At 66.0% G+C, this 17,383-nt stretch carries 14 protein-coding genes; 12 read left to right on the top strand and 2 right to left on the bottom strand.

The window, feature by feature from the left end; all coding sequences use genetic code 11:
* Nucleotides 1-88: 88 nt before the first annotated feature.
* The gene (locus tag B8V81_RS00070) at nt 89-991 is read right to left on the bottom strand and encodes a helix-turn-helix domain-containing protein (RefSeq protein WP_028598260.1); all 903 of its coding nucleotides are present in this window, start codon (nt 989-991) and stop codon (nt 89-91) included.
* Between the two features lie 219 nt (nt 992-1,210).
* Between B8V81_RS00070 and B8V81_RS00065 the strand changes: the two genes are divergently transcribed.
* The 11 genes from B8V81_RS00065 (at nt 1,211) to spoVT (ending at nt 14,274) form a co-directional block, all read left to right on the top strand.
* Nucleotides 1,211-1,855, top strand: coding sequence for a 50S ribosomal protein L25 (locus B8V81_RS00065; protein ID WP_028598259.1), 645 nt, complete (start codon nt 1,211-1,213; stop codon nt 1,853-1,855).
* A gap of 179 nt (nt 1,856-2,034) precedes the next feature.
* Complete coding sequence (pth, locus tag B8V81_RS00060; protein WP_028598258.1) at nt 2,035-2,595, top strand: aminoacyl-tRNA hydrolase; 561 nt, start codon at nt 2,035-2,037, stop codon at nt 2,593-2,595.
* Between the two features lie 68 nt (nt 2,596-2,663).
* On the top strand, nt 2,664-2,897 hold the full coding sequence (locus B8V81_RS00055) for an anti-sigma-F factor Fin family protein (RefSeq protein ID WP_028598257.1): 234 nt from the start codon (nt 2,664-2,666) through the stop codon (nt 2,895-2,897).
* Nucleotides 2,898-3,121: 224 nt separating this feature from the next.
* Complete coding sequence (gene mfd / locus B8V81_RS00050) at nt 3,122-6,658, top strand: transcription-repair coupling factor (RefSeq protein WP_028598256.1); 3,537 nt, start codon at nt 3,122-3,124, stop codon at nt 6,656-6,658.
* Nucleotides 6,659-6,800: 142 nt separating this feature from the next.
* The gene (locus tag B8V81_RS00045) at nt 6,801-7,877 is read left to right on the top strand and encodes a peptidylprolyl isomerase (protein ID WP_101807355.1); all 1,077 of its coding nucleotides are present in this window, start codon (nt 6,801-6,803) and stop codon (nt 7,875-7,877) included.
* A 547-nt stretch (nt 7,878-8,424) separates the two neighbouring features.
* On the top strand, nt 8,425-9,678 hold the full coding sequence (urtA, locus tag B8V81_RS00040) for an urea ABC transporter substrate-binding protein (RefSeq protein ID WP_425320479.1): 1,254 nt from the start codon (nt 8,425-8,427) through the stop codon (nt 9,676-9,678).
* A gap of 186 nt (nt 9,679-9,864) precedes the next feature.
* Nucleotides 9,865-10,770, top strand: a complete 906-nt coding sequence (gene urtB, locus B8V81_RS00035) for an urea ABC transporter permease subunit UrtB (protein ID WP_028598253.1) — start codon at nt 9,865-9,867, stop codon at nt 10,768-10,770.
* Between the two features lie 25 nt (nt 10,771-10,795).
* The gene (gene urtC, locus B8V81_RS00030) at nt 10,796-11,890 is read left to right on the top strand and encodes an urea ABC transporter permease subunit UrtC (protein ID WP_101807670.1); all 1,095 of its coding nucleotides are present in this window, start codon (nt 10,796-10,798) and stop codon (nt 11,888-11,890) included.
* Nucleotides 11,862-12,623 (top strand): urea ABC transporter ATP-binding protein UrtD, encoded by a 762-nt coding sequence (gene urtD / locus B8V81_RS00025; RefSeq protein WP_101807354.1) that lies wholly within the window; start codon nt 11,862-11,864, stop codon nt 12,621-12,623. The genes urtC and urtD overlap by 29 nt, the downstream gene beginning before the upstream one ends.
* Entirely contained in the window at nt 12,617-13,318 is a 702-nt protein-coding gene (gene urtE, locus B8V81_RS00020; RefSeq protein ID WP_101807353.1) for an urea ABC transporter ATP-binding subunit UrtE, read from the top strand. The genes urtD and urtE overlap by 7 nt, the downstream gene beginning before the upstream one ends.
* Before the next feature lie 413 nt (nt 13,319-13,731).
* Nucleotides 13,732-14,274 carry a stage V sporulation protein T gene (gene spoVT / locus B8V81_RS00015; protein WP_028598250.1) on the top strand — a complete coding sequence of 181 codons (543 nt, stop codon included), beginning with the start codon at nt 13,732-13,734 and terminating at the stop codon, nt 14,272-14,274.
* Between the two features lie 105 nt (nt 14,275-14,379).
* Here spoVT and B8V81_RS00010 read toward each other — a convergent pair whose 3' ends face one another.
* Nucleotides 14,380-15,801 (bottom strand): DUF4397 domain-containing protein, encoded by a 1,422-nt coding sequence (locus B8V81_RS00010; protein WP_146000423.1) that lies wholly within the window; start codon nt 15,799-15,801, stop codon nt 14,380-14,382.
* 127 nt (nt 15,802-15,928) lie between these two features.
* Here B8V81_RS00010 and B8V81_RS00005 point away from each other — a divergent pair.
* The coding region (locus tag B8V81_RS00005) for an oligosaccharide flippase family protein (RefSeq protein ID WP_101807351.1) at nt 15,929-17,383 on the top strand (1,455 nt) is incomplete at its 3' end.

Raw genomic sequence — 17,383 nt, 5'->3', positions numbered from 1 at the left:
TCCTCCTGTCTTGTCAGGCCAAAAAGCCGTCCCGGCCGGGACGGCTTTTTTTGGTCGTCCGGGGGCGCTGGCCGCCGGACAGCCGGACTCAGTCCTCGAAGCGCAGGTTGACGGGACCGGCAGGCAGCTCCGGAACCGCCGGCTGGCCTGTCGTCGGCACGCTGGAGTCGACCTCCTCGAAACGCAGGCTGTCCAACCAGACGCGGCCCGGACCGTACAGCAGAAGTCCGAACGAGACGACCGCGCTCTCTTCGGGGACATCCAGCACGATCGAGTAGTGGTTCCAGTCGAGGTCGCCGGCCAGCGGACGATCGTTCATGTTGTCGAACTGCAGGACGTCCTCAGCCGCGTTGTCGACGCGCATCCAGAGGCCGCAGAAGCCGCTTGCTCCGCGTGTCCGGACAAATCCGGAGAGGCGCATGCGTTTGCCCCGGTACTCGTCCGCCCGGAATTGCTGCATAAGCGTGGCGAAGCCGCCGGGAGCTGTCTCGCCAAGCGATTCGAGATGGCCGGAGGCGCTGCCTTGATGGATGATCGAGCGGTCCAGTGAGATGCGGTATTGATGCGGATGGCTTCCGCTGAGGAACCAGCCTTTCAAGGGACTGCCGGCAAGGGCTTCGTTCGTCGACATGGAAGGATCAATCCTTTCGAGTGTAGAGTGGTGGTGGCGGAACAGACGGCGGTAGCGGCCTGGAGGCAGTCCGTACAGACGCTTGAAAGCCCGAGTGAACGCCTCCTGGCTCTCGAAGCCGCAGGAAAGAGCGAGGTCAAGGATGCCGAGCTCCTCCTCCAGCAGCCTGCGCGATGCCAGCGCCAGCCGGCGCATGCGCAAGTATCCGCCGATGCTGTGGCCGGTCTGCTCGCGGAAAAGACGGTGGAAATGATAGGCCGAAAATCCGGCTTCGGCGGCGATGTCCTTGAGCCCCAGCGGCTCGTGCAGCCGGGCTTCGATGTAGCGGATCGCCTTTTGGATGCTCTGCTGCTGCGTCATCGTTTTGCCTCCTCTGATTCCAGCATAGCCGGAGCGGAGCGGAATGGTTTGACCGTTTTTGCGGACTTCGGTTGCTTACGTCCGGGGGCGCCGGCGGATGCGCGGAAGCTCTTCTTTCCACCGCCTCCGTGTTTAAAGCTCGCCGCGCATGGGTATAGTTAGGGAAAGCTGGACATCTTGTCCACAGGTGCAAGGGACCTAAAGAGGAGGAAGACAATCATGGCGATTACCATGCAAGCCGAAGCCCGCAGCAACGCGTCGAAGGGAAGCCTTCGCAAGCTCCGCCAGGAGGGCCGGGTTCCGGCAGTCGTGTACGGCAAAAAGCTCGAATCTTCGTCGGTTATTTCCCTGGAGGAGAAGGCAGTGCTTCATCTGCTTCGCTCCCAGCCCAATGCCATCATCGAGCTCTCGATTCCGGAGGCCGGCAAGCAGCCGGTCATGATTACGGACGTGCAGCGCGACGCGCTCTCACGCAGGCTGATCCACGTCGATCTGCATCAGATCAATATGAACGAGGAGATCAAGGCTTCGGTTCGCGTCGATCTGACCGGCGACTCCACAGGCGTCCGCGAAGGCGGCGTGCTGTCGGTGACGCTGCACGAGGTCGAGGTGCAATGCCTCCCGAACGATATTCCGGAGTCGCTTGAAGCGGACATCTCCGGCCTCGGGGTCGGCGAGAACCTGTCCGCAGGCGAGCTGAAGCTGCCGGACAAGGTGCAGCTCGTCACCGATCCGGAGCAGATCATCGCCGGCGTGCTGGCGCCGCAGAAGGAAGTTTCCGAGGACGAGGCCGAGGAATCGGCGAAGGAAGACGAGAAGGCGGCGGCCCGTTCCGAGGATGCGAACGCGGTCGACGAAGAATAGAGCTTGGCCGCACGGCGCGCCCCGCACGGGGCGCGCTTTTTTGTGCGGACGGAAAGGGCGGCAGCGGCCTGCCGGACCGGCCGTTCCTGCCGGAGAGGCTCGGCGGTCCGCAGTGGGCGAAGCGGCCGCGGATATGGTACAGTGGTTCGTAGACGACGAACAGAAAGGTGCAGCGACAAATGAAATGGATCGTAGGGCTCGGCAATCCCGGGCCGCAATACGCGGATACCCGCCACAACATCGGCTTCAAGGTGGTCGACGCGCTTGCCGAGCGATGGGACATCAAGGTGACGCAGGCCAAGTGCCGCGCGCTGATCGGCGACGGCCGCGTCGGGAGCGAGAAGGTGTGGCTCGTCAAGCCGATGACGTACATGAACCTGTCCGGCGAGTCGATGAAGGCGTTCATGAAGTATTTCGACGCGAAGCTCGAGGATGTCATCGTCGTCTACGACGACATGGACACGGAGACGGGCAAGATCCGGCTGCGCTATCAGGGCGGCCCGGGCGGCCATAACGGCATCAAGTCGATCATCCAGCATATGGGCACGCAGAGCTTCAACCGCATCCGCATGGGCGTCTCGCGGCCGACGAACGGCATGGTCATCGCCGACTACGTGCTCTCCAACTTTCCCAAAAGCGAGCGCGAGGCGGTGCTGGCGATGACCGAACGGGCCTGCGACGCGGCGGAGCATGCGCTGGTCCACCCGTTCGACGACACGATGGGCAAGTTCAACGGCTAGCGGACTGCGTTAAAAGAGCCAGAAAGTGGGCATACTGGAGCCAAACCCTTGGACAGGAGGCCCCTTTCATGGCGATTCATTACGAGTGCCGGCATTGCCGGACGCCGCTTGGCACGATCTCCAGCCTGCACGGCATTCCGGAGAACCGGCTCGGCCTGCATTTCTTGACCCTCGAGGAACGCAGCGATATAATAGCGTATAATCCGCAAGGCGACATGGTCGTCAAGCTCGTCTGCGACTATTGCAGCGAGGCGGCGCTGCGGCATCCGGAGCTGCTTCTCGTATCCAGCCCGCTGCAGTAGCGGATTCGATTCCCTTCGACAACAAGTACACAAGTACGACAACATAGGCAAGAGCCTTGGCGGGTAGCTGAGGCTTCTTTGCGTGCTGCTGCCCGTTGTCGCCCCAAGGCCCCTCGCGGATCAGGAGGCCTTTGTTGCCGTCTCCGGCTCCGGATGCTCTCCGGCAGGAGCGGCGTCCGGGGGATCGGCGGGAAGCGGGCTCAAGCGAAAGAGAGGTGCTCCATTTGAAAGCGTTAATCGAGGCATTCGCCGCCGACCGCGACTACCAGTCCGTCTTCGCCGGCTTCCGCAAGGGCATGAAGGAGCAGATGGTCTCGGGCCTGGCCGGCTCGTCCCGCCAGGTGCTCATGGCGGCGCTCCAACGGGATCTGGATCAGCCGATGCTGGTCGTCACCCACAATATGTTCTCCGCGCAGAAGATCGTGGAGGATCTGCAGGAGCTGAGCGGCGGCGAGGACGTGCTGCTCTATCCGGCGAACGAGCTGGTCGCGGCCGAGTCGGCCGTCTCCAGCCCGGAGATGCTCGCCCAGCGCATGGAGGCGCTGATCCGCCTGTCCCGCGGCTTCCGCGGGATCGTTGTTGCGCCTTTTTCCGGGGTGCGCCGCTTCCTGCCGCTGCGGGACGTGATGGCGGAGGCCAAGATCGACCTGCAGGTCGGGGCCGAGCTGCCGATGGAGGCGTTTCTGCAGCGGATGAACGCGCTCGGCTACGTGCGCGCCGACCGCGTCGAAAACAGGGGCGAGCTGAGCGTGCGCGGCGGCATCGTCGACTTCTACCCGCTGACGGCCGAATCGGCCGTGCGCGTCGAGTGGTTCGACGACGAGATCGATTCGATCCGCACGTTCGATCCCGAGGGGCAGCGCTCCAACGCCAAGCTGGAAGCGTATACGGTGACGCCGTGCCAGGAGCTGATCGCGGACGGGCGGCGCTTCGCCGCGGCCGCGCAGCATGCCTCCGAGCTGCTGGAGCAGCAGCTCGAGCGGATGACCGACCGCACCGCCAAGGACCGGCTGCGCTCCGAGCTCGGCGCGGAGCTGGAGCGGCTGCGGCAGCAGATCTATTTCCCCGAACTTTATAAATACATCGCCCTGCTCTACCCGGAGCGCCAGACGCTCTATGACTACATGCCGAAGGACACGCTGCTCGTCCTCGACGAGCCGACGCGCCTCATCGAGACGGCCCGCCAGCTCGAGCGCGACGAGGCGGAGTGGCAGGCGCATCTGCTCGGCACGGGCAAGTCGCTGCCGAGCTTCAAGCTCGCGCGCGAGAGCGACGACGTGCTGCATCACCGTCCGTTCCCGACGCTGCTGCTGTCGCTGTTCCTGCGCCAGGTGCCGCATTCGCAGCCGCAGAACATCCTGAACTTCATGTGCCGCGGCATGCAGAACTTCCACGGCCAGATGAACGTGCTGGGGGCGGAGATGGAGCGCTGGAAGAAGGCGGGAGCCCAGGTGCTCATGCTGGCCGGCAGCGGCGAGCGGATGGACCGGCTGCGCCGCGTGCTCGGCGACTATGACATCGAGCCGCCGCAGCTGCTCGAGGGCAGCCTCGGCAGCGGCTTCGAGCTGCCCGGCTCGCATCTGGTCGTCATCACCGAGGGCGAGCTGTTCACGCAGAAGCAGCGCAAGACGCGCCGCGTCGACAAGAACATGGACAACGCCGAGCGCATCAAGAGCTACACCGAGCTCAAGGTCGGCGACTACGTCGTCCACCAGAACCACGGCATCGGCAAGTACATGGGCATCGGCACGCTGGAGATCGGCGGCATCCACAAGGACTACATGCATATCCTGTACGCCGGCGGCGACAAGCTGTCCGTGCCGATCGACCAGATCGACCTCATCCAGAAGTACGTCGGGTCGGAGGAGAAGGAGCCCAAGGTCTACAAGCTCGGCGGCAACGAGTGGACGCGCGTCAAGAACAAGGTGCGCAGCTCCGTCAAGGACATCGCCGACGACCTCGTCAAGCTGTACGCCCAGCGCCAGGAGGCCAAGGGCTTCGGCTTCGGGCCGGACACCGCGTACCAGAACGAGTTCGAGGCGATGTTCCCGTACGACGAGACGCCGGACCAGCTGCGGGCGATCCGCGAGATCAAGAAGGACATGGAGACCCAGCGTCCGATGGACCGGCTGCTCTGCGGCGACGTCGGCTACGGCAAGACGGAGGTCGCCGTGCGGGCGGCGTTCAAGGCGGCGATCGAGGGCAAGCAGGTCGCCATCCTCGTGCCGACGACGATCCTCGCCCAGCAGCACTACGAGACGTTCCGCGAGCGCTTCGCCGACTTCCCGTTCAAGGTGCAGGTGCTGAGCCGCTTCCGCTCGCGCAAGGAGCAGACCGAGACGATGAAGGGGCTCAAGAGCGGCGCCGTCGACGTCGTCATCGGCACGCACCGGCTGCTCAGCCAGGACATCGTGTTCAAGGACCTCGGCCTGCTCATCGTCGACGAGGAGCAGCGCTTCGGCGTCTCCCACAAGGAGAAGCTCAAGCGGCTCAAGACGAACGTCGACGTGCTGACGCTGACGGCGACGCCGATCCCGCGCACGCTCCATATGTCGATGCTCGGCGTGCGCGACCTGTCGGTCATCGAGACGCCGCCGGAAAACCGGTTCCCCGTGCAGACGTACGTCGTGGAGTACAACACCGCGCTCGTGCGCGAGGCGATCGAGCGCGAGCTGGCGCGCGGCGGCCAGGTGTACTACCTGTACAACCGCGTGCAGGGCATCTACCAGATGGCCGAGCTGCTCGGCTCGCTCGTGCCGGAGGCCAAGGTTGCGGTCGGCCACGGCCAGATGTCCGAGCAGGAGCTGGAGAAGACGATCCTCGACTTCCTCGACGGCGAATCCGACGTGCTCGTGAGCACGAGCATCATCGAGACGGGCGTGGACATCCCGAACGTCAACACGCTGATCGTGCATGACGCGGACAAGATGGGCCTCTCCCAGCTGTACCAGCTGCGCGGGCGCGTCGGCCGGTCCAACCGGATCGCCTACGCCTACTTCACCTACCAGCGCGACAAAGTGCTGACCGAGGTCGCAGAGAAGCGGCTGCAGTCGATCAAGGAGTTCACCGAGCTCGGCTCCGGCTTCAAGATCGCCATGCGGGACCTGGCCATCCGCGGCGCGGGCAATCTGCTCGGCGCGGAGCAGCACGGCTTCATCGCCTCGGTCGGATTCGACCTGTACTCGCAGATGCTGGCCGACGAGATCGCGCGGCGCAAGAAGGAGATGTACGGCGAGGAGGAAGCGGAGGAGAAGCCGGTCAACACCGTCATCGACCTCAGCCTCGACGCCTATCTGCCGTCGGACTACATCTACGACAGCATCCAGAAGATCGAGATCTACAAAAAAGTGGCGGCGCTCTCCTCGCTGGAGGAGACGGACGATCTGTTCGACGAGCTGACCGACCGCTTCGGCGACCTGCCGGACGCGGTCGCGACGCTGCTCGACGTCGGCCGGCTCAAGGTGTACGGCGCCCGCTACGGCATCGCGTCGATCAGCGCGAACAAAAACGACGAGTGGACGCTCAAATTCAGCGAGGCCGCTTCCCGCAGCGCCGAAACGCGCACGATCGACGGGCTGTGCCTCGAGTTCGAAAACCGCTTCCGCCGCATCGGCGGAGGCGGCAAGGGCGAGCCGATGGAGCTGACGCTGCGCGGCAAGGGCCTCGGCAGCGCCGAGCGGCTTGAGCTGACGCTGCGCCTGCTGCGCCGCTGGGGCGAAGCGCTGCTCCCGGCCGGAGCGGCGCAGGCGGCGGGCAAGTAGCCGCCGCAGGACAGAGGAGCCGGAGCCGGGCCCGAAGCCGGGCTCCGGCTTTTTCGCGGCGTCTTTAAGGCGACGTTAATGCGCGGCTGGTCCACATCTGGTAAACTGGACCCATGCCTGAACGAACCGAGAGGAGACCATTATGAAGATTTCCATCAAGCGCCCGGCCGCGAGCCGCATGCTTCTGCTTGCGCTGGCGGCGGTGCTGGCGTTCACTTTAGCCGCGTGCGGCAAAAAAGAGGACGGCTCCGCGGGCGGAGACGACAGCAAGACGATCGCCGAGTACAAGGGCGGGACGGTGAGCGAGAAGGACTTCACGACATTCACGAGCGTGCTGCGCGTCGTGAATCCGCAAGTAGCCGCCTACCTCGACATGGCCGCCTACAAAAACATGATCCTCGACCAGTACATCGGCTACCAGCTCGTGTACAAGGACGCTTCCAAGGAAGTGAAGGACAAGGCCGCCGCGGAGGCGGACGAGCAGTACAAGCAGATCGAGGAAGCCTACACGAAAGAAACGCTCGAAACGAACATGAAGGACAACAACATTACCGCGCAGGACATCAAGGACTTCATCAGGCTGTCGATCGGCGTGTCCGACGCGATGGCCGCCAAGGTGACCGATGCCGACGCGCAAAAATACTATGACGAGAACAAGGAAGGGCTGACCAAGGTCACGCTCCGCCACGTCCTCGTCGGCTTCACCGATCCGGAAGGCAAGGAGCGCAGCAAGGAAGACGCTCTCGCCCGCGCCAAGGAAGCCAAAGCGAAGCTGGAGGCGGACGGGGCCGATTGGAACGCTCTCGCCAAGGAATACTCCGAGGATCCGGGCTCGGCCGAGAATGGCGGCCAGTACGCCGACCAGGCGGCCGGCGGCTGGGTGGAGAACTTCAAGAAGGCGGCGATCGCTCAGGAGATCGGCGTCGTCGGCGAGCCGGTCGAGACCGAGTACGGCTACCACGTCATCCAGGTCGAGAAGCGGGAGCTGCCGACGTTCGAGGCGGCCAAGGAAGAGATCAAGCAGACGCTCGCCCAGACGCAGCTGAACGACTACATGCAGAACGAGGTTCCGGGACTCATCACCAAAAAGGAAGAGTTCAAGGATCCGGAGCCGAGCCCGGCCGCCAGCGGCGGAGCGGGAGAAAACGCCGAAGCGCCGTCGAACGATGCCGGCGCGGAAAATGCCGCGCCCGATGCGGCGAGCAATACCGGCAGCTAAGCCGATGGATGGCGGGCGGCGCGCTATGCGTCTGGCCCGCCGGCGATCCGGCAATCGCGCGTAAAACCTGATCCATGCAAGCTAGAAGCGTCTTTTCGCGGCCCCTGGCCCCGAAAAGGCGCTTTTTTCATGGTGCAGCCGGTGGCGCAGGCCGCGCAACAATTGCCGCAGCATCGAGCAGGATTAGGCCGTCGCCATGATTGAAACCCCCAGCTTCATGACGCTCGCGAGCAAAAGGATGATTCGTTTTTGTTTATGCGTTAGATAATCTGACGTGAATGAGGCGGTTAAACACGTTTGATAATCAAACCGATGCTTTCAAGGCAGGTTCGATTCGTTTTTCGTCCGGATTTGGAATCGAATTGTCGAAAACAAGGCCTAAAGTCCTCATTTCCATATTTTTATGTAAGATATATTGACATAGAATTTGTCCTCCGCCTATACTACAATCACGAACGATAGAACGAAGCCCATACATAACGTTCGGATTCGCGAAGGGGAGTGGAGAGAGATGAGACAGACGGGAACGAAGATCAAGAAGAGGCATATGGGGAAGGGCTTGCTGGCGGCGGTATCGCTGGCGCTCGTGCTGAGCGGCTGCGGCCAGAATGAACCGGCTGCGGGAAGCGCGTCTCCGGCAGCTTCTCCGGCGGCTGGCGCTTCATCGGGGGAAAGCGGCGATGGGATCAAGGTCGGCATCCTCCACTCGCTCAGCGGCACGATGGCGATCAGCGAGGTATCGGTCAAGGACGCCGAGATGATGGCGATCGACGAGATCAACGCCAAAGGCGGCGTGCTTGGCAAAAAGCTGATTCCGGTCGTCGAGGACGGAGCCTCCGACTGGCCGACCTTTGCGGAGAAGGCGCGCAAGCTGCTGTCCGAGGACAAGGTCGCGACCGTATTCGGCGGCTGGACGTCGGCCAGCCGCAAGGCGATGCTGCCGGTGTTCGAGGAGCTGAACGGGCTGCTCTGGTATCCGGTCCAATACGAAGGACTGGAGTCCTCGCCGAACATTTTCTATACCGGAGCGACGACGAACCAGCAGATCGTGCCGGCCGTCAGCTGGCTGCTGGAGAACCGCGGCAAGAAGATGTACCTGCTCGGCTCCGACTACGTGTTCCCGCGCACGGCCAACAAGATCATCAAGGCGCAGCTCGCGGCGGAAGGCGGAGAGCTGGCCGGCGAGGAGTACACGCCGCTCGGCCATACCGACTATACGACGATCATCAGCAAGATCAAGGCCGCCAAGCCGGACATCGTGTTCAACACGCTGAACGGCGACAGCAACGTCGCGTTCTTCAAGCAGCTCAAGGACGCCGGCATCAGCGCCGCCGACCTGACGACGCTGTCGGTCTCGGTCGCCGAAGAGGAGATCCGCGGCATCGGCGCGGATGTGCTGGAGGGGCATCTGGCCGCCTGGAACTACTACCAGACGACGGATACGCCGGAGAACAAGACGTTCGTCGAAGCCTACAAGGCCAAATACGGCGCGGACCGCGTGACGGCCGACCCGATCGAGGCCGGCTATGATGCAGTATACCTGTGGGCGGCTGCGGTCGAAAAGGCCGGCTCCACCGACGTGGCGGCCGTGAAGGAAGCGGCCAAGGAGCTGGAGTGGGACGCTCCGGAGGGCAAGGTCAAGATCGACGGCGAGACGCAGCATCTGTACAAGACGGTGCGCATCGGCGAGGTGCAGGCGGACGGCCAGTTCAAGGAAGTGTGGAGCTCCGGCGAGCCGGTCAAGCCGGACCCTTACCTCAAGACATACGCCTGGGCTTCGGGCCTGAGCTCCGGCAGCTAGCCGCAGCCGGGTTGGCAGCTAAACGCCGCCGGGTCGGCGGCTAAACGCCGCCAGTCGGCAGCGAAGCATCGCCGCCGGCCGAGCCGCATCGATTTCACCCTGCACCCAAGCGTCGGGGCCAGCCGCGCCGCCGTCCCGAGAGGGCGGCGGTCCTGCTGGCCCCGGCGCGAGAGAGGAGAGCCGCGCATGGACGTATTTTGGCTGCAATTGTTCAACGGCATCAGCGTCAGCTCCATCCTGCTGCTGATCGCGCTCGGCCTGGCGGTCACGTTCGGCCAGATGAACGTCATCAACATGGCCCACGGAGAACTGATCATGGTCGGCGCCTACGCGACCTACATGACGCAGAAGCTGTTCCAATCCTATTTGCCCGCTTCCTGGTTCAGCCAGTATTTCCTGCTGTCGATCGCGGCCAGCTTCGCGGCCGCATTCCTGATCGGCCTGCTGCTGGAAAAGACGCTCATCCGCTTCCTGTACGGCCGCCCGCTCGACAGCCTGCTGGCGACCTGGGGCGTCGGCCTCGTGCTGCAGCAGCTCGCCCGCTCCATCTTCGGCGCGCCGAACGTCGGCGTCAAAAGCCCGTCGTGGCTGGAGGGCGGCCTATCCGTCACGCAAGGGCTCGTGCTGCCGTACAAGCGGCTGTTCATCCTCGCGCTCGTAGCCGTCTGCCTGCTGGCGATGTTCCTGTACATCTACCGCACGACGGCGGGACGGCGCATGCGGGCGGTCATGCAGAACCGCGACATGGCGGCCTGCCTCGGCATCTCGACGCGGCGCGTCGACAGCCTGACGTTCGCGATCGGCTCCGGCCTCGCGGGCATCGCCGGCTGCGCGCTGACGCTGATCGGTCCGATCGGGCCGACGATCGGCACCTATTACATCGTCGACGCCTTCATGGTCGTCGTGCTCGGCGGCGTCGGCAAGCTGGTCGGCACCGTGTTCGGCGCGCTCGGCATCGGCATGACGAACACGCTGTTCGAATACTGGACGACCGCATCGCTGGGCAAGGTGCTCGTATTCCTGTGCATCGTGGCTTTCCTGCAATGGAAGCCGAAGGGATTCGTCGCCATGCGCACCCGGTCGCTGGACTAAGGAGGCGATAGACATGACGCAGTGGATGATCAAGACGGGCGCCTCCCGGTATGGGCTGGCGATGTGGTATTTCCTGGCCGCCGCGCTGCTGCTGGCCGCGCCGCTGTTCACGAGCGACTTCCGCCTGAACCTGCTGGCCAAGTTCCTGGCGTTCGCGATCGCCGCGGTCGGCCTCGACCTGCTGTGGGGCTATACCGGCATCCTGAGCCTCGGACATGGCGTGTTCTTCGGCCTCGGCGGCTATGCGATGGCGATGCACCTGAAGCTGCAGGCGAGCGGGGGACGGCTGCCGGACTTCATGGACTGGAGCGGCCTCACCAAGCTGCCGTGGTTCTGGACGCCGTTCCAGAGCTTCGGAGGAGCGGTATTGCTCGGTATGGCCATACCGGCGACGGTGGCGCTGTTCCTCGGCTTCTTCACGTTCCGCAACCGCATCCGAGGGGTCTACTTCACGATTTTGACGCAGGCGCTCGTCATCATCAGCGTCACGCTGATCACCGGGCAGCAGGCGTTTACGGGCGGCACCAACGGCATTACCGGGTATGGCCAGATCCTCGGCCATTCGCTGGCCGCGCCGGAGACGAAGCTGGCGCTCTACTATGTGACGGCCGGCGTCCTGCTGGCGACGTTCGTGCTGGCGCGGATCGTCGTCAAGAGCCGCTTCGGCAAGGTGCTGCGCGCCATCCGGGACGGCGAGAACCGCGTCCGCTTCCTCGGGTACGATCCGGCCCGCTACCAGATGGGGGTGTTCGTCCTGTCGGCGACGCTGTCCGGCATCGCGGGCATGCTGTTCGTGCTGCATGTCGGCATCATCTCGCCGTCGATGATGGGCATCGTGCCGTCGATCGAAATGGTGCTGTGGGTCGCCATCGGCGGCCGCGGCACGCTGATCGGAGCCGCTCTCGGCGCGCTGCTGCTGAACGGAGCCAAGAGCGCGTTCAGCGAATCGTATCCCGACATCTGGCTGTTCTTCATGGGCGCGCTGTTCATCGTCACGACCGTGTTCCTGCCGCGCGGCATCGCCGGGCTGGCGGTAGACGGCTGGCGCAAGGCGAGGCGGATCGTCCGCAGGCGGAAGGAGGTGCCCGAGCATGAGCGAAAAGGCTATTCTGCAGTGTGAGGACGTGACGGTGTCGTTCGACGGCTTCAAGGCGGTGCAGGGCATGAACCTCTCGCTCGAGGCGAGCGGCCTGCGGTTCCTGATCGGACCGAACGGCGCGGGCAAGACGACGCTGCTCGACGCCATCTGCGGCAAGGTGAAGCCGTCCGGCGGCAGCATCCTCTACCGGGACGGGATCGACCTCGCCCGGCGCAAGGAGCATCAGATCGCCGAGCTCGGCATCGGCCGCAAGTTCCAGGCGCCGTCGATCTTTCCGACGCTGACGGTCGAGGAGAACCTGGAGCTGGCGATGAAGCAGAAGCGCGGCATCCTGGCGACGCTGCGGGCGAAGCTCGCCGCGGCCGAGCGGGAGCGGCTCGCCGAGCATCTCGAGACGGTCGGACTCGCCGGCAGGCAGCGGGCTCGCGCCGGCAGCCTGTCGCATGGCGAGAAGCAATGGCTCGAGATCGGCATGCTGCTGCTGCAGGAGCCGTCGCTGCTGCTGCTCGACGAGCCGGCGGCGGGCATGACCGACCGCGAGACGGAGAAGACCGGCGAGCTGCTGCAGGAGATCGCCAAGGACCGCGCGGTCGTCGTCGTCGAGCATGACATGGAGTTCGTGCGGAATTTCGCCAGCCTGGTGACGGTGATGCACGAGGGGCGGCTGCTCATGGAGGGCACGATGGACCAGGTGCAGGCCGACGACCGGGTCGCCGAGGTGTACTTGGGCAAAAGGAGGGAAGCGGCATGCTGACGGTGGAAAAGCTGGAATCCGGCTACGGCGAGAGCGCCGTGCTGCGCGGCGTGACGCTCCAGGTGCGTCCCGGCCAGGTCGTCTGCCTGCTCGGCCGCAACGGCACGGGCAAGTCGACGTTCGTCAAGAGCGTCATGGGCGTGCTCAAGGCGCGCGGCGGCACGGTCAGCTACGGCGGCCGCGACCTGACGCGCAAGGCGCCCGGCGAGCGGGCGCGCAGCGGCATCGGCTACGTGCCGCAGGGCCGCGAGATTTTCGGGCAGCTGTCCGTGCGCGAGAACATCCTGATCGGGCTGGAGGCCGCGCGCGGCAAGCGCCGCGGCGACGACATCCCGCCGGCGGCGGTCGAGCGCTTCCCCGTGCTGCCGACGATGTACGGCCGCCGCGGCGGCGACCTGAGCGGCGGCCAGCAGCAGCAGCTGGCGTTCGCGCGCGTGCTGGCGGCCGAGCCGGAGCTGCTGCTGCTCGACGAGCCGTGCGAGGGCATCCAGCCGTCGATCGTCGACGACATCCGCGACGTGATCCGCTCGATCAAGTCGGACGGACGGACCGCGATCCTGCTCGTGGAGCAGAGCCTCGAGTTCGTGCGGAGCGTCGCCGATTACGTCTACATCCTCGAAAAAGGCGCCATCGCCTGGCAAGGGGAGCTCGGGGCGCTGGACGACGAGACGGTACGCCGGTATTTGACGGTATAGGAACGGGATGATTGGGCAGGAAAGAAGAGGCTGCGGACGTTTCCTTTGTCCCGGCAAGGCAAGCCAGGATCGCGCGCATCAGCGGAAGCCGCGCGGTCTTGGCTTGTTTGCGTCCCGCATCCAAGGGAGGCCTGTCCTCAAGCGGTACCGGCACCCCCATCAGCCGTTGTGGGTGCAATTCCCAGCCTGTGCAGGAAGGGCGGAAACCCGCGCCGTAAAAGGCGGAAATCGCCTTTCCGGCCTCTGCCGGCGCGGGCTGGCGCGGTGCATAAGAAACTGGGAGCGGATGAATACTATGGTCAGATTCGAAGGTGAACGCCTGAACGATCCAATCCCAACTCACGAAATAAATCAGTCGGAGCTAGGCATCCAGTGGACTTACCATTCTTCGAGGAAAGTGGGGCAACATGACAATGAAAGCAACTGGAATTGTGCGTCGAATCGACGATCTCGGCCGCGTCGTCATCCCGAAAGAAATCCGCCGTACGCTTCGCATCCGCGAGGGAGATCCGCTTGAAATCTTCGTCGACCGCGACGGCGAGGTCATCCTCAAGAAGTATTCCCCAATCGGCGAGCTCGGAGACTTCGCAAAGGAATATGCCGAATCGCTGAGCGAGAGCACCGGCCACATTACGCTCATCTCCGACCGAGATACGGTCATCGCCGTTGCCGGCGCCTCCAAGAAGGATTATATGGACAAGCCGGTCGGCCAGCTGCTGGAGCAGGCGATGGACAGCCGCAAGACCGCCACCGAAACCGCCAGCGGCGAGCATGAGATCATCAAGAACGCTCCGGAAACCTACACCTCCTTTGTCGCGGCTCCGATCATCGCCGGCGGCGATCCGATCGGCACGGTCGTGCTGGCGAGCAAGGAGGATTCGACCAAGATGGCGCAGATGGAAATCAAGATGGCCGAGACGGCCGCGGGCTTCCTCGCCAAGCAGATGGAGCAGTAGGCGGAATACCGCCCTTCAGGCAAGCTTCCTTTTCGGTGGAATCCCGAGCGGAAGCTTGTTTGCCGTCGAACGGGAAGCGGCAGAGTCCGCGCGGCCCGCGTCAGCTCAGCCGTCCTCGAAGGCCGTCAGCTGCGGCGGCTCGCCGGCCAGCAGCAGCGTGAGCGCTGTCGCTCCCGGCAGCGGCAGCGGGGGCGCGGCATGAAGCAGACGCAGCGAGCCCGCCTCGGTCAGCTCAAGCTCCGGCTCGGACGGAGCCAGCGTGATGTAGGACGAAGCGCTTCCCGGCGCGACCTTGCGGAACAGCGTGCCGCCGTCGCGGACCATCAGGTCGACGGGGCCGGTGCGGGCGAGATGGAGCAGGCGCAGCTTGACGCAGTCGTCGCGAAGCTCTTTGCCGTCGAAAAAAACGAGCAGCCGCAGTCCGTCTCCCTCCGGATCGGGGCAAGCCGCCGCCGTATAGCTTCGGCCCGCCTCGAGCGACAGCTCGAAGACGTCGCCGTCGTCCGCCTGCTGCGGCGTCGCGGAAGCGGCGGGAGACAGCCGGACGCTCAGCGGACCGGCAGGCACATCCGCGTAGGAGGAGGCGGAGAGATAGCCGGCCTGCGCAAAGGCTTCGCCGGCCTGCAGCGCCAGCGGCGGCTGTCCGGGAGCGGCGTGGATCAGCCGCAGCCGCGCGTAGGAGCTCGGCCGGGGCAGCGCCTGCGTCGAAGCGGATTCGGCCGCGGGCGGGCGGATGCCCGGGCCGGCGAATTCTGCGGAGGAGCCGGAATCGTCAGCCGCGTCCGGCGGGTCGGGAGCGGACGCTGCCGGCTGCGGAGCCGGCGAAGCGGGCGCGGCGGCCGGTGGAGGCGCGGTCCAGCCCGCTGCTGACGGGGCGGCGCCGGCGCTGGAGGCCGGCGTTTGCATGCCCGGCCAGCCGGGATGGCCGGCCGCGGCCCCCGATCCGGACGCCAAGCTCCAGCCATACGGCTCCGGAATGGCCGGCTGCTGCGCGAGGGGCGGTCCATAGCCGCCGGGCAGCGGCGGCGCGAGCCCCGGCAATCCGCTGCCGGACAGCGGCTGCCAAGGCGAGGTCGGCAAAGGGCCGCCATAGCCCGGCCAGGGCGACGAAGCTCCGGAGGCGTAGGACGGCCAGGCCGACCCTGGCGGAGCGGCCGCCGCGGAATAGGCGTCCGGCGGCGGGTACGCCGCCTGCGCGGGATAGGGCGGGAAATCGGCCGGCGCGGCATAAGCGCCGGCCGGGTACGCCGCCGCTGGCGCCGCATAGGGCGGCAAGCCGCCCGACATGCCGGAGAACGCCGCCTCCGGCGGCCAGCCCGGCGCGGCGGCGCCGAGGCCAGGGAGCGGCTCTCCGAACGGATTGCCGTAGAGCCGGACGAGCCCGGCGAGCCGCTTCACGGCTTCCCGGTAGAGGCCTTCGTAGGAGCCCGCCGCGGCGGGCTCGGAGTCGCGGTGATAGTCGGCCAGCATGCGGTAAAGGCTGGCTTTTTGCCATTCCGTCCAGACGGGATGCCGTTCCATTTCCATTGGCTGCTGCCTCCTTGCGGAATCATGCCGAAAAACGTCCTTTCCCAGCCTATGCGCCCGAAGCATGGCTCATACGGACGCCCGCCGCTATAATGAGGAGAACGAACGAGTCGAAAGGAACGGGACGATGGACGACAAGGAGCAACAGGCGGGGCGGGGCCGCGGGGCGCTCGGGGGCGCGGCGCTGCTGGCCGGCGCGGCCCTGCTCTCCAAGCTGATCGGGACGCTGCAGAAGATTCCGCTGCAGAACGTCGCCGGAGACCGCGTGTTCGGCATCTACAACGCGGTTTATCCGTTCTACCAGCTCATTCTCGTGCTGGCGACCGCCGGCCTGCCGGTGGCGGTCTCGATCCGCACGGCGGCGCTGCTCGAGCAGGGCGATCGGCTCGGCGCGCGGCGCGCGGCCGTGGCCGGAGTGACGCTGCTCTCGCTGCTTGGGGCGGCCGGCTTCGCCGCGCTGTGGCTGCTTGCCGATCGCCTCGCCGCGCTCGTCGGCGACCCGGCTGCGGAGCTGTCGATCCGCGCGGTGGCGTCGGCGCTCTGGTTTGCCCCGGCGCTGGCCGCGCTGCGGGGCTATACGCAGGGGCTTGGCGACATGCGGCCGACCGCCTGGTCGCAGCTCGTCGAGCAGGTCGTGCGCGTCGCCGCCATGCTGCTGCTGCTGCGCATCGGCTGGTCGGCCGGCTGGGGCGACGACCGGCTCCCCGCCGGCGCGATGTGGGGGTCGTTTTTCGGCGGCGCGGCGGGACTGGCGCTGCTGGCCGTGTTCCTGCGGCGCGGGGCGTCGGCGACAGGCGCTGCAACGGGAGCTTCGCCTCCTCTGGATGCGGATAGCGTTCGTGGAGTGGGCCGGCTGACTGGCTTCGGGCGGCGATCCGACTCGGACGCGGCTCCGGTGCGGACGGCGAGCGAGGAAGGGGGCAGAGAGCCGGCGTTACGGGCCTCTCGGGTCTCTGGGTTCTCGCGGCTGCGTCCGCTCGCCCGCGAGATGCGCGCTCTCGGAGCGCTCGCGCTGCCGGCGGCGCTCGGAGCGATCGTCGCGCCGGTGCTGGGGGCGATCGACGCGTTCACCGTGCCGCGGCTGCTGCGAGGCGGCATGGACGCGGCCGAGGCGATGGCGGCTTTCGGCTTGTACAGCCGGGGCCAGCCGCTCATCCAGCTCGTGGCGATGGTCGCCGGAGCGGCCGCCGGAGCGCTCGTGCCGCAGCTCGTGCGGCATCGTCGCTCGGATCCGGCGCAGGCGGCGGCGCTCGCCCGGCTGTGGCTGCGTTCGTCGGCGCTCGTCGGCGCGGCGTCCGCGCTCGGACTCACGCTGCTGGCGCGTCCGCTCAACGTAATGTTCTACGCCGACGCGCAGGCTACCGGCACGCTTGCGCTCGTCGGCAGCACGGCGCTCGCCGCCGCCGTCAGCGCGGTAGCCGCGCCGCTGCTGCAGGGCCTCGGCGCGCTGCGCCTGCCGGCCGCGCTGCTGGGGCTCGCCGCGCTCGCCAAGGCCGCGCTCAACGCCGCGCTCGTGCCGCCGCTCGGCATCGCCGGCGCGGCTGCCGCCGGCATCGCCGCCACGGCGCTCGCCGCCGGCCTC

Source organism: Paenibacillus pasadenensis (assembly GCF_002864175.1).
GTDB classification, from domain to species: domain Bacteria; phylum Bacillota; class Bacilli; order Paenibacillales; family Paenibacillaceae; genus Paenibacillus_O; species Paenibacillus_O pasadenensis.
Note: the sequence above shows the minus strand (reverse complement) of the source record. Positions and strands in the feature narration are given on the sequence as shown.